At 75.0% G+C, this 12859-nt stretch carries 11 protein-coding genes and 1 pseudogene; 6 read left to right on the plus strand and 6 right to left on the minus strand.

What is annotated here, in order from left to right:
* Positions 1-93 precede the first annotated feature (93 nt).
* Entirely contained in the window at positions 94-444 is a 351-nt protein-coding gene (locus tag ABD299_RS23395; protein WP_344266271.1) for an STAS domain-containing protein, read from the plus strand.
* Between the two features lie 31 nt (positions 445-475).
* Here ABD299_RS23395 and ABD299_RS23400 read toward each other — a convergent pair whose 3' ends face one another.
* Positions 476-1255: an IclR family transcriptional regulator gene (locus ABD299_RS23400; protein WP_344266274.1), complete on the minus strand. Its 780-nt coding sequence runs from the start codon at positions 1253-1255 to the stop codon at positions 476-478.
* 668 nt (positions 1256-1923) lie between these two features.
* Between ABD299_RS23400 and ABD299_RS23405 the strand changes: the two are divergent.
* Positions 1924-2316: pseudogene (locus ABD299_RS23405) on the plus strand (guanyl-specific ribonuclease); the annotation flags it as partial.
* 278 nt (positions 2317-2594) lie between these two features.
* Positions 2595-3821 (plus strand): cytochrome P450 family protein, encoded by a 1227-nt coding sequence (locus ABD299_RS23410; RefSeq protein ID WP_344266277.1) that lies wholly within the window; start codon positions 2595-2597, stop codon positions 3819-3821.
* A 115-nt stretch (positions 3822-3936) separates the two neighbouring features.
* Here the strand turns inward: ABD299_RS23410 and ABD299_RS23415 are convergent, their stop codons facing one another.
* Positions 3937-4971, minus strand: coding sequence for a LacI family DNA-binding transcriptional regulator (locus tag ABD299_RS23415; RefSeq protein ID WP_344266280.1), 1035 nt, complete (start codon positions 4969-4971; stop codon positions 3937-3939).
* Between the two features lie 175 nt (positions 4972-5146).
* Here ABD299_RS23415 and ABD299_RS23420 point away from each other — a divergent pair, with 175 nt between their 5' ends.
* On the plus strand, positions 5147-6292 hold the full coding sequence (locus ABD299_RS23420; RefSeq protein ID WP_344266283.1) for an ROK family glucokinase: 1146 nt from the start codon (positions 5147-5149) through the stop codon (positions 6290-6292).
* Positions 6289-6909: a hypothetical protein gene (locus tag ABD299_RS23425; protein WP_344266285.1), complete on the plus strand. Its 621-nt coding sequence runs from the start codon at positions 6289-6291 to the stop codon at positions 6907-6909. Before ABD299_RS23420 ends, ABD299_RS23425 begins: the two co-directional genes overlap by 4 nt.
* Positions 6910-6927: 18 nt before the next feature.
* Here the strand turns inward: ABD299_RS23425 and ABD299_RS23430 are convergent, their stop codons facing one another.
* Complete coding sequence (locus tag ABD299_RS23430) at positions 6928-8067, minus strand: glycerate kinase (RefSeq protein WP_344266287.1); 1140 nt, start codon at positions 8065-8067, stop codon at positions 6928-6930.
* A gap of 135 nt (positions 8068-8202) precedes the next feature.
* Between ABD299_RS23430 and ABD299_RS23435 the strand changes: the two genes are divergently transcribed.
* Positions 8203-9981, plus strand: a complete 1779-nt coding sequence (locus ABD299_RS23435) for a BCCT family transporter (protein ID WP_344266289.1) — start codon at positions 8203-8205, stop codon at positions 9979-9981.
* 43 nt (positions 9982-10024) lie between these two features.
* On the opposite strand, the gene ABD299_RS23440 is transcribed toward ABD299_RS23435, so the two are convergent.
* From ABD299_RS23440 to ABD299_RS23450, 3 genes are all read right to left on the minus strand, one after another.
* Positions 10025-11443 (minus strand): phytoene desaturase family protein, encoded by a 1419-nt coding sequence (locus ABD299_RS23440; RefSeq protein ID WP_344266292.1) that lies wholly within the window; start codon positions 11441-11443, stop codon positions 10025-10027.
* A gap of 36 nt (positions 11444-11479) precedes the next feature.
* The gene (locus ABD299_RS23445) at positions 11480-12298 is read right to left on the minus strand and encodes an inositol monophosphatase family protein (protein ID WP_344266294.1); all 819 of its coding nucleotides are present in this window, start codon (positions 12296-12298) and stop codon (positions 11480-11482) included.
* 56 nt (positions 12299-12354) lie between these two features.
* On the minus strand, positions 12355-12859 hold a 505-nt coding region (locus tag ABD299_RS23450; protein WP_344266297.1), incomplete at its 5' end, for a hypothetical protein.

Raw genomic sequence — 12859 nt, forward strand, 5'->3', positions numbered from 1 at the left:
GCGGGTGCGGAACCAGCTGCCGGAGGGCCGCCGCTGCGCTCGCCCCGGCTCCGCGCGACCCGGACCACCGCGACCCAACGGGCAGGAGACCCGGTGAATCACCCGTACCTGACAACCGAAAGCCGCTGTGAGGCGGGCACCTGCGTGCTGACCGTGGCCGGTGAGCTCGACTTCGACAGCGCTCCTCTGCTGCGCAGCGCGGTGGGAGAGCTTCCGCTGGCGGAGAACGACAGGCTCATCGTCGATCTCTCGACGCTGACCTTCTGCGACTCCAGCGGCGTCAGCGTGCTGGTGTCCACGCATCGCGCGGCCGACGCCGCCGGCACTGCCGTCTGCCTGGTGGGGCTGGCGCCCAATGTCGCCAAGCTGCTGCGCATCACCGGGCTGGACCAGGTCTTCCCGGTGCACGGGACGGCCGACGAGGCACTGGCCGCCGCTCTCTGACCCCGCCTTCCCTCCTCCCCCGCCCGGGGTGTCAGGTGCCGCACCCGAGGGAGGCGGAGATGTCACGGGCCACCTCGTGAAGAAGCGGGACGATCTTCTCGGTGGCCGCCTCCGTCAGCCGGCCGGACGGGCCCGAGACCGATACCGCGGCCGGCGCCGGGGCGCCGGGCACCACCACCGCGAGGCAGCGCACTCCGAGCTCCTGCTCGTTGTCGTCCACCGCGTAGCCCTCGCCCCGCACTCTCTCCAGTTCCCGGAGAAACACCTCGGGGCTGATGATGGTCCGCTCGGTGGCCGCCGGCATTCCGTTGCGGGCCAGGATGCCGCGGACCTCGGCGGCCGGCCGGTGCGCCAGCAGTGCCTTGCCGACCCCTGTCGAGTGCGGCAGCACTCTCCGCCCGACCTCGGTGAACATCCGCATCGCGTGCCGGGAGGGCACCTGGGCGACATAGACGACCTCGTCGCCGTCGAGCAGCGCCATGTTCGCCGTCTCGCCGGTCTCCTCCACCAGGCGCGCGAGGTGCGGGCGCGCCCAGGTGGCCATCGGGCGGGCGGCGCTCTCCCCGAGCCGGATCAGCCGGGGGCCCAGGGCGTAGCGGCGGTCGGGCTGCTGGCGGACGTACCCGGAGGCGACCAGCGTGCGCATCAGCCGGTGGATGGTGGGCAGCGGGAGCCCGCTGCTCCCGGCGAGCTCGCTCAGCCCGGTCTCGCCCCCCGCGTCCGCCATGTGCTCCAGAAGCGCGAAGGCGCGTTCGAGGGACTGGACGCCGCCACTGCCGGCGGCTGGTCTGCGCTCGTCGGACGGCGGCACGTGGCGTTCCTTTCCGGGCTGATGTGGCGAGCCTACCGGGGCGGGTGTCGCCCGGGCAGGTGTCGCCCGGCGGGCCGGGCCGCGGCGGCGCACGGAGCGCCGGCCCCAGGTCCCCTCCGGAAAGCTCCCCTCCACCGGGGTGTCCGCCCCGGCGGACCGTGCGAAGGGAGGATGGCCGTCAGCGACGCGTCCTCCTCCGGCGGGATCATCCGCGCGCCCCGGCGCGGGCCCGGTCCGGTGGCCTTCGGCCGCCGTTCACGCACCCGTGTGCCTGGTTCGCTCACGGCGAACGGGCTCCGCCGGCCGGCAGGCCGGTACCAGGACCTGACGGCCGAGCAGCACGTGCCCGGGGTGTGACGTTCGCGCGGAACCTTCGCACAATGTCCATATCGCATGGTTGACGCATCGGGCTCCTCCCGGGTCACATGGTTGGCATGGGCATGAGCCTCCGTTCACGGATTGTTCGCACCGGTACCCTCGGCGCTCTCGCGACGACGCTGCTCGTCGGCGGCGGCACGGCAGCGGCGGCCGAAGGGACCGCACCGGAGCACGCGCCGACGGCCGTCACCGCGTCCCCGGCCTCCTCCGCGCCGGCCGCCGGCAGTTCCGCCACCGCGGCAGGCACGGCGCCGGTCTCCTCCGCCTCTCCCTCCTCCCTCTCCCCGGTCTCCGCGGCACCGGTCTCCGCGGCACCGGCCGTCGCGGCTCCCGCGGCGCCACGGCCCGTGCCCGCGCCGCCGCCCGCCGCGCGCGCCAAGCTGTCCGTCAAGGCAGCCGTCGGAAGCGTCTGCTACAGCGCCCTGCCCTCCCAGGCCCGTGACACCCTGGCGCTGATCGCGAGGGGCGGGCCCTATCCGTACCCCCAGGACGGCACCACCTTCTACAACCGCGAGGGACTCCTGCCGCCGCAGCCCACCGGCTACTACCGCGAGTACACCGTCGAGACCCCGGGCCTGGACCACCGCGGCGCCCGCCGGATCGTCACAGGCAACTCCCACCAGGAGGACTACTACACCTCCGATCACTACCGGTCGTTCCGGCTGATCTCACGGAACTGCTGACCGGCCGCACCGCCCACGAACCAGCGTCCCCCCACGCAGCGATGCCGGGACCGCCCAGCGGTCCCGGCATCGCTGTGCGCAGGGACGACACCGGCTCCGGGGCCCGCGAGCCTCCCCGGGCCCGCCCCGTGTCCTCGGCGGCCCCCGGGTCTGCTCGCGGCGCCGCCGTGCCACGGTCCGGCCGGGGCCGGTGGCCGGAACCCGCCCCGCGCCCTGGCAGGACAGCCGGGGCGGATGCACGCTTACCGGACCGGTCCCCTACGCACAGGACGGCAGGAATGCCCGAAACGCCCCCATCGCAGGCCCTCCGCGACAGCTCCGGAGCCGGCGGACCGATCGAGCTGGGCGCGGACTTCGCCGCCGACCCGTACCCCGTCCTCGCCGGTCTGCGCGCCCGCGGGCCGGTGCACCGGGTCCGCACGGAGGAGGGCGAGGTCTGGCTGGTCGTCGGCCACCGGGAGGTGCGCACCGTACTGGCCGACCAGCGGCTGTCCAAGGACTGGGCCCACGCCTCCCCGGACGCGCCCGTGGTACGGGTGTCCCCGGGCTACCACATGCTGATCGCCGACCCCCCGGACCACACCCGGCTGCGCCGGCTGGTCGCCCGCGAGTTCACCCCCGCGCGCATCGAGGCCCTGGCCCCCAGGGTCCAGGAGATCGCCGACGGGCTGCTGGACACCCTGCAGACGGCCCCGGACGGACGGGCGGACCTGGTCGCCGAGTTCGCCTTTCCGCTGCCGATCACCGTGATCTGCGAACTCCTCGGCGTGCCGTTCCTGGACCACGACAGATTCCGGGACTGGTCGGGCACCCTGCTGGGCAACGCCCCCTCACAGGAGAAGGCCGCGGCCGCCGGGGCCGTGAACCAGTACATGACCGGCCTGCTGGACACCAAGCGCGAGCACCCGGGCGACGACCTGCTGAGTGCGCTGCTGCACACCGCCGACGAGGAGGGCGACCGGCTGTCCGCGGACGAGCTCCTCGGCATGGCCTGGCTGCTGCTCATCGCCGGTCACGAGACCACCGTCAACCTGATCACCAACGGCGTGCTGGCCCTGCTGACCCATCCCGCACAACTGGACCGGCTGCGCGCGGACCCGTCCCTGCTGGACGACGCGGTGGAGGAGATGCTCCGCTACGACGGGCCGGTGCTGGCCGCCACCACCCGCTTCACCCGTGAGCCCTACGAGATCGGCGGCACCGTGATCCCCGGCGGGGGCCAGATCGTGCTGGCCGCCATCGCCGACGCCGACCGGGACCCGGCGCGGTTCCCGGACCCTGGCAGCTTCGACATCGGGCGCCGGCCCCGCGGCCACCTCGCGTTCGGTCACGGCGCCCACTTCTGCCTGGGGGCCCCGCTGGCCCGCCTGGAGGCCCGTATCGCCCTGCGCACCCTGCTGGACCGTGTGCCCGGCCTGGCCCTGGACACCGCCCCCGCGGCGCTGCGGTGGCGGGAGGGCATGCTCATCCGCGGTCCGCACGCGCTGCCCGTGCGCCTCGGCTGAGCCAACGGCGCTCCCGCGAGCCGCCGATCCGGCGCGGGGGAGTACCGGCGGGCCGGACCACGGGGTCGGCCCGCCGGCCCGCGCGGGTGCGGCGGCGGAACCGAGGCCGGACGGCTCAGAACGTCCCGGCCCCTTCCCGGGCCGGAGCGGGACCGGTGGAGCCGCGCAGCGTCAGAGCCGGCGCGGGGTCCTGCAGGTCGGCCACGGCAGCGCCGCCCGCGGCCTGGCGCAGCCGGCGCGCGGCGTGCGCCCCGTGCGTGACGATGTCCCGGCGCAGCGCTGTGAGGGGCGGGTCCACCAGCTCGCACAGCGCCGAGTCGTCCCACGCGATCACCGACACGTCCGCCGGCACCCGCAGACCGTGCGCCTGGATCGCCGTCAGACCGGACACGGCCATCACGTCGTTGTCGTAGAGGATCGCCGTGGGGCGCTCCCCGCTCCGCAGCAGCTCCCGCGTCGCGGCGGCCCCCCGCTCACCGCTGTAGTCGGTCTCCACGGTCCGCCCCACAGCCCCGTGCGCGGCGACGGCCCGGTCGAACGCCTCGGTCCGGATACGTGTGTGCCGCAGGTGCGCGGGCCCGGCCACCCGGCCCATCCGGCGGTGCCCCAGCCCGGCCAGGTGGGCCACGGCGGTGGACACGGCCCCGGCGTCGTCGCTCCATACCGCGGGCAGCGAGCCGGTGCCCACCGGGGCGCCGATCACCACCGCGGGCATCCCCAGCTCCTCCAGCACCGGCACCCGGGCGTCGTCCACCTGAAGGTCCACCAGGAAGACTCCGTCCACCAGACGCTGCCCCCACCACCGGCGGTACAGCGCGATCTCCGCCTGCTGGTCCTCGGCCATGGTGAACAGCAGCGGCGTGCTGTCGCGGGTGAGTTCCGTCTGGATGCCGGAGATCAGCTGCATGAAGAACGGCTCCAGGCCCAGGATGTGCGCGGGCCGGTCGATGACCAGGCCGAAGGACCCGGCCCGTCCGTCGGACAGGGCCCGGGCCGCGCTGCTGGGCTGCCAGCCCAGCTCGTCCGCGATGGCCAGTATCCGGCGCCGGGTGGGCTCGGACACCCCGGGACGGCCGTTGAGGGCGAAGGAGACCGCGGCCTTGGTGACTCCGGCCCGCCGGGCGATGTCCTGCATCGTCGGTCGCTTCATCTGGATCCCCTCCGGCTCTCCCCGGGGGGATCGTCGTCCAAGGCGCCGGGGAAAAGCAACGCACCGGGCCCGGACGCTTGTCCTCCCCGCGCTCACCGCCCACCGCGACGGCGGGGGCGGGCCGGCGGCGGCGTCGGGGCGCCGGGCGGCGACCGGGTGAGGCAGAATCGTCCCGATGAGTACGTACCGTGAGCGAGTGCCCCGGGTTTCGGCCCGGGCCACCGTGCTGCGCACGATCGCCACCCGGGAGCGCCGCTCACACCTGTCCGCCCCCCGTGTCCCCACCGTCGGCATCGACATCGGGGGCACCAAGGTGATGGCGGGTGTGGTCGACGCGGACGGCACTGTGCTGGAGCGGGTGCGCGCCGAGACTCCCGAGAAGTCCAAGAGCGCCAAGGCCGTCGAGGACACCATCACCGAGCTGGTCCTGGATCTCACCGACCGGCACGACGTGCACGCGGTGGGGATCGGGGCTGCCGGCTGGGTGGACGCCGACCGCTCCCGCGTCCTGTTCGCCCCGCATCTGGCCTGGCGCAACGAGCCGCTGCGGGACGCGCTCAGCGCCCGGCTGGCGGTCCCCATCCTCGTCGACAACGACGCGAACACCGCCGCCTGGGGCGAGTGGCGCTTCGGCGCCGGGCGCGGCGAGGACCACCTGGTGATGATCACCCTGGGGACGGGTATCGGCGGCGCCATCCTGGAGGAAGGGCGCATCAAGCGCGGCGCCTACGGTGTGGCCGGCGAGTTCGGGCACATCCAGGTGGTGCCCGGCGGGCACCGCTGCCCGTGCGGCAACCGCGGCTGCTGGGAGCAGTACAGCTCCGGCAACGCCCTGGTGCGGGAGGCGCGCGAGCTGGCCGCAGCCGAGTCCCCGGTCGCCCACGGCATCATCGAGCGGGTGGGCGGGCAGGTCGCGGACATCACCGGGCCGCTGATCACCGAACTGGCCCGGCAGGGCGACCCGATGTGCGTCGAGCTGCTGCAGGAGATCGGCCAGTGGCTCGGCGTGGGCATCGCCAACCTCGCCGCCGCCCTGGACCCGTCCTGCTTCGTCGTCGGCGGGGGCGTCAGCGAGGCCGACGACCTGCTGATCGCCCCGGCCCGCGAGGCGTTCCGGCGCCAGCTGACCGGCCGCGGCTACCGGCCCGAGGCGCGGATCGTGCGCGCCGAGCTCGGGACCGACGCCGGCATGGTCGGGGCCGCCGACCTCGCCCGGCTGGTCGCCCGCCGGTTCCGCCGCGCCAACCGGCGGCGCGCCGAGCGCGTCCACCGGGCCGCGGGGAGCCGGCCGGCACCGCGAGGGTGGGTGCAGGGCCGGTGATCGGCGGGCGAGCCCCGGGCGGCAAGCCGGAGAAAGCGGACGGCGAGCCGGTGGCGGACGGCGCCGCCAGTCCCGCGGTGTCGACCGCGCAGCGGCCCCCGTACCGGCCGCGGCGCCGCTGGCTCATGGCGCTCACCGTCTTCCTGCTCATCGCGATCCCGGCCGGCTACATCGCGATCTCCGGGCATCAGAGCAGGGACAGCGGACAGGACAAGCAGCGGGCGGCCTCCGCCCGGGGACTGGTCTACGAGTGGCCCAGCAGGGTCCAGCGCCGGATCTACGACATCCCGATACCGGACGGGTCGACGTACGTGGCCCACTACGAGACCAACTCCTGGGAGAGCAGCACGATGTTCGTGCAGTTCCGCACTTCCCCGGACCAGCTGGCCACGTTCCTGGAGTCGCTCGGGTCGCAGCGCGCCGCGCTGAGCGAGGGAACCGTCACCATCCGGCCCGAAGAGGCCGACGTCGTCGGCTGGTACTTCGGTGACCCCTCGCGCAGCTATGCCGGCACGGTCGTCCGGCGGTCGCCCACGGCCCCCGAGGTGGCCATCACGGTGGACCTCACCAAGCCGGAGCGCCCCCGGGTCCACGTGGTGTCCACCACCACACCGTGAGACCCGGGGCGCCCCGGACTACAGGTGGTCCCGGGCGAGCCGGCCGGCCGCCCGCTCCAGGAGGGCCGCGGCGTCGGCCATGCAGCGGTCCGGGTCCGGTTCGAGGGCGGTGAGCGGGTAGGCGGCCTCGATGCCCGCGCCACGCAGCTCCTCGGTGCCGAGGGCCAGCCGGCCGCAGACCGCCACCACCTTCCTGCCGCGGGCCCGGGCGGCGGCGGCGACCCCCGCGGGCGCCTTGCCGTGCAGGGTCTGCCGGTCCAGGGATCCCTCACCGGTGATCACCAGGTCCGCGTCCCGCACCGCCTCGTCGAAACCCAGCACCTCCAGCAGGACCTCGATGCCGGGCCGGAAGACCGCACCGAGGGCCAGCAGGGCGGCGAAGCCCAGGCCGCCGGCCGCGCCCGCGCCCGGGGAGCGCGCACAGCCTGCGGCCCGCCCGTCCGGGTCGCCGCCGTCCAGCACGCGCACGAAGTGTTCCAGCGCCGTGTCCAGCTCGGCGACCTCACGCCGGCCGGCACCCTTCTGCGGGCCGTAGAACGCGGCGGCCCCCTCGGGCCCGGTCAGCGGATTGTCCACGTCCCCGGCGAGCACCACCTCGGTACCGGCCAGCCGGCCGTCGAGCCCGGAGAGGTCCGCCGTGTGCAGGGCGCGCAGCGGGCCGCCCCCGGCGGGCACCGGCGCGCCGTCCGCGTCCAGCAGCCGGGCGCCCAGCGCCACCAGCATGCCCGCGCCGCCGTCGGTGGTCGCCGAGCCGCCGACGCCCAGCACCACGGTGCGGGCCCCGGCGTCCAGCGCGGCGCGCAGCAGCTCCCCGGTGCCGTGGGTGGTGGCGGCCAGCGGGGCGAAGTGTTCCGGGGGCAGGTGCCGGAGGCCGGACGCCTCGGCCATCTCCACCACGGCGGTGGTCCCGCGCAGGGCCCAGGAGGCCGTGACCGGAGTGCCGAGCGGGCCGGTGACCTCGGTCGTCCGGGGGGTGGACCCGGCGGCCACCGCCGCCGCCACGGTTCCGTCGCCGCCGTCGGCGACGGGCAGCGAGCGAATCCTGGTCCCGGGGCGGGCCGCGAGCAGTCCGGCGGTGACGTGCTCGGCCACCTGCGCCGCGGTCAGCGACCCCTTGAACTTGTCCGCGGCGATCAGCACGCGCGCCGGTTCTGTCATGTTCCGCCCCTGGTGTCTCGTGGTGGCCGGTCCTCGACGCCGCACGCGACCTTATCCGGGAGGCGGCCCGCCCGCCTCCCCCCGCCCCGGCGCGCCGTCCCCCGCGGGCCGCGGGACCGGCACATAGTGACGCGTATGAGTGCCGACACTCCCGAATCCGGAACCCGGGCCGAAAACACCCTGGCGGAGCATCCCGCACTCGAGCCGCCGCCGGACCCCCAGGTCATCGGCGCCGGGGTCCTGGTGGTGCTGCTGGTCGTGGGGTGGGCGGCGCTGGCCACCGAAGGCTTCGCCGACACCGCCGGTACGGCCCTGGACTGGGTGCTGATCAACTTCGGCTGGCTGTTCATGGTCGCCGCCAACGCCTTCCTGGTGCTCGCGGTCGTGCTCGCGCTGAGCAGGTTCGGCCGCATCCGGCTCGGCGAGGACGGAAGCGAGCCGGAGTTCACGAACCTCGCCTGGATCGCCATGATGTTCAGCGCGGGCATGGGCATCGGCCTGATGTTCTTCGGAGTGGGCGAACCACTGATGCACTACGCCTCCCCGCCGCCGTTCGCCGAGATGGAGCCGGAAAGCAACCAGGCGGCCCGCACTGCCCTGGAGTACTCCTTCTTCCACTGGACCCTGCATCCCTGGGCGATCTACGCCGTCGCCGGGCTCGGCCTGGCCTACGCGACCTTCCGGCGGGGCCGCGGAAATCAGATCAGCTCGGTGTTCGTGCCGCTCATCGGTGAGCGGCGGGCGGCCGGCCGGCCGGGTAAGGTCATCAACCTTCTGGCGGTCTTCGCCACCGTGTTCGGGACCGCGACGAGCCTCGGCCTGGGGGCCCTGCAGGTAAGCCGCGGCATCGGGGTCACCACCGGGATCGAGGCGTCCCGGGAACTGCAACTCGTCATCATCGCGGCGCTGGGCAGCGCGTTCGTCGTCTCCGCCTTCTCCGGGCTGCACAAGGGCATCAAGTGGCTCAGCAGTATGAACATCGTGCTCGCCGCAGGGCTGCTGGTGTTCGTCTTCCTGCTGGGCCCCACCGTCTACATCCTGGACGCCGTCCCGGCCGGGGTCGGCACCTATCTCCAGGATCTGCTCGCCATGTCCTCGCGGACCGGGGCGTTCGGCGAGCAGGAGTGGCTCGGCACATGGACCGTCTTCTACTGGGCGTGGTGGCTGTCCTGGGCACCGTTCGTGGGCACCTTCATCGCACGGATCTCCCGGGGGCGGACCGTGCGGGAGTTCCTCGTCGGCGTGCTGCTGATTCCCAGCGCCGCGTCCGTGCTCTGGTTCTCCACGATGGGCGGCAGCGCGCTGCGCCAGGATGCCACCGGCCGTGCCGACCTCACCGGGGAGATCGCCGAACAAGGCGAGGAGGCGGCGATGTTCGGCCTGCTGGAGACGCTGCCGCTGACCCCGCTCACCTCGGTGGTCGCCATGATCCTGGTGATGGCCTACTTCGTCACCAGCGCGGACTCGGCGTCGCTGGTGATGGGCTCGCTGACCAGCCGGGGCGCGCTGCACCCGCGCCGCTGGCTGGTCGTCCTGTGGGGGGTGCTCATGGCCGCGGTCGCCGCGGTGCTGCTGGTGGCGGGCGGACTCGACGCGCTGCGCACGGCCACGATCCTGGTGGCACTGCCGTTCGTGGTGGTCATGCTGCTGATGTGCTGGGCGCTGGTCAGGGAGTTGCGGACCGACCCCGGGGCGGGCCCGCCCCGGCACCAGCCGCTGCACGGCATGCGGGACGCGGTGCGGGCGATGATCGGGGAAGCGGTCGAGGAGCGGGCCGAGCGGCCCCGCCACCCCCGTCTGAGCAGGCTCGCCCGCACCGTGGAGGAGCGAGGGCGGCAGCGCGGGACGGAGCCCGGGGAGGAGACGGGTCCTTCCGGAGGGCGGTCGCGGAGCCTCGGGGAGGAGGGCGGCTGATGTTCGTCCGCTCCTGGGACCGGAGTTGGCGGCCCGCGGGTGGTCAGCCGGTGCGGCGCAGGTGGCGCCAGACCGCCCGGGCGGCGTTGCTGCCCGACATGCCGTGCACGCCCGGCCCCGGCCAGGCGGCGGAGGAGCACAGGAACACCGCCGGATGCGCGGTCGCGTACGGGTTGCGGGCGAGCCGGGGACGGAACATGGTCTGGAGGCCGGAGAACGCCCCGCAGGCGATGTCGCCGCCCACGTAGTTGGCGTTGCGCAGCGCGAGATCGGCGGGACCGGCGACCGCCCGGGCCAGCACCAGGTCGCGGAAGCCGGGCGCGAACCGCTCGATCTGCCGCTCGATGGCGTCCGTGAGATCGCCGTCCCAGCCGCGCGGCACGTGCCCGTAGGCCCACAGGATGTGCTTGCCGGCCGGGGCCCGCCCCGGATCGGCAACGGTCGGCTGCGAGGTGATCAGGAACGGGACCCGGGGCGCCCGGCCCTCGGCGGCGTCCCGCAGAGCGGTGCCGATCTCGTCGGTCGTGGGACCGAGGTGGACCGTTCCGGCCCGGCGGGCCTGCGGGGACGACCAGGGCACCGGCCCGTCCAGCGCGTAATCGATCTTGAAGGCGGCGGCGCCGTAGCGGAACCGGTGGAAGGCCCGGCCCAGCCCGGCGATCCTGGCCAGCGCGGTCGGCGAGGTGTCGAACACGTACGCCCGGGCCGGCGGCAGTTCGTCCAGGCGCCTGACCTCCACCCCGGTGTGCACGACGCCGCCCAGGTCCCGGAAGTAGCCGGCCAGCGCGTCGGAGACCGCCTGCGAACCCCCGCCGGCCAGCGGCCACCCCCGCTCATGAGCGGCCAGCGCGAACACCAGCGCGATGGCGCCGGTGGCCGGGGTGGTGAGGGGGGAGATGACGTGCGCCGCCAGCCCGCTGATCAGCGCCCTGGCCTTCTCCCCGCGGAAACGCCGGGTCAGCCAGGCGACGGGCTGGAGTCCCGTCGCCCCGAACCGGGCCAGGGTCAGGGGGTCGCGCGGCAGGCCGTCCCAGGGCACCGTGAGGAAGTCCCCGGCGAGCGTGTCCCACCTGCCCGCGTAGGGGGCCAGCAGCCTGCGGTACGCCCGGGCGTCCCGCGGGCCCAGCGACGCGGCGGTCTCACCGACGCTGCGGGCCAGCACGGCCGCGGAGCCGTCCGGGAACGGGTGCGCCAGCGGCAGCTCCGGGTGGACCCACCGCAGGCCGTAGCGGTCCAGCGGCATCGACGCGAAGGCCGGCGATCCCGCCCCCATGGGGTGCACCGCCGAGCACGGGTCGTGCCGGAAACCGGGCAGTGTCAGCTCCTCGGTGCGCGCGCCGCCGCCGACCGTGCCCAGCGCCTCGAACACCTCGGTCCGAAGCCCGCGCCGGGCCAGCTCGGCAGCGGCTGTCAGGCCGTTCGGCCCGGCGCCCACCACGACCACGTCCCGCATCGATGCCACCTGTCGGCTCCCTTCGGCGGACGGCCTGCCGGTCCGTCAGCCGGCGGCCAGCAGACCGAGGATACGCCGCGCCGTCGCCTCGTCACGCGCCGCGGTGAACGGCAGGGCGTTGTCCCCGGCCAGGCGGAACGGCCCTCCGTCGAGCGTCAGATGCGCCCCGCCCGCCTCGGCGACCAGCAGCAGGCCCGCCGCGTGGTCCCAGGCGCTCTCCCAGGAGAAGGCCACGGCGTCCAGCCGCCCGCGGGCGATCCGCAGGTACTCCAGACCCGCCGCCCCGCAGGGCCGCGGCGCCACCAGCGGGTCGTCCCACAGCCGGGACAGCGCGCGCTTCTGGGCCACCGTGGTGTAGTCCGGATGGGAGCAGGCCACCTCCAGTACCTGGCCCGGGGCGGGCGAACCGGCCCGCAGCCGCTCGCCGTTCAGCCACGCCCCCGCCCCGCGCCGGGCCACGGCCATCAGCCCGAGAGCGGGGGCGTAGGTCCACGAGGCCTCCAGCACGCCGCCGCGGGCCAGGGCCACCAGACAGCCGTAGCCCTCCTCGCCGCGGACGAACTGCCGGGTGCCGTCGATGGGGTCGATGATCCACACCGGGTCCGGGCCGCTCAGGGCCCGGTACTCCTCCGGGTTCTCGTGCACCCCCTCCTCCCCGACGACCAGGGAACCGGGCAGCAGCTCCGTCAGGGCGGAGGTGAGGTGCACCTCGGCGTAGCGGTCGGCCACCGTCACCAGGTCGTGCGGGCCGGTCTTGCGGGCGATCTCGTGCTCGGCGAGCTGCCGCCAGCGCGGCACGATCTCCTCCTCGGCGGCCTTGCGGACGGCCTGCTCGACCTGTGCGGCCAGCTGTTCGTCGATCATGCCCGCTATCGAAACACGTCACCGCCCCGTTCGCCGGGCCGGCGGGCCCCCGGCCGTCAGCCCGGGGGCACACCGGCGCGCCGCAGCTCGCTGGTCACCGCGTAGTGATGCATCGGGGACACGGTCTGCGCGGCCTCCTCCAGCAGCGTCGCGACCACGGCCGGCGCGTTCACGGCGGCACCGGCCACCTCCTCGGCGGGCCTGGCCCGCACCAGGGCCGCGAGCAGCGTGACGGCCTCCCCCGCCCGGCCCGAGGACCACAGCACCGCGGCGACGGCCTCCGCCTCCGCGGCCGGCCGGGCGGCCCCCTGCCTCAGCAGCTGGCGGCAGTCCCGGATCAGCCCCGCGTCGGCCAGGGACTCCGCGGCGGCTGCCAGGGCTCCCGGCGGCAGCGAGGCGGCCTCCCACAGCAGGGTCCGCACCTCCGAGGTCAGCCCGGCGCGCTCCAGCTCGCCCACCAGCACGGGCAGGCGTCTGGCAGGCCCGGCGGCCGCCTCGGAGAGAAGGACGTGGGCCTGCCCGGTCTCCCCGCCGGCCCGCAGCCGGCCGAGCCGGGCGGCG

Origin of the sequence: Streptomyces sodiiphilus (assembly GCF_039529215.1) — a bacterium.
GTDB lineage: Bacteria > Actinomycetota > Actinomycetes > Streptomycetales > Streptomycetaceae > Streptomyces > Streptomyces sodiiphilus.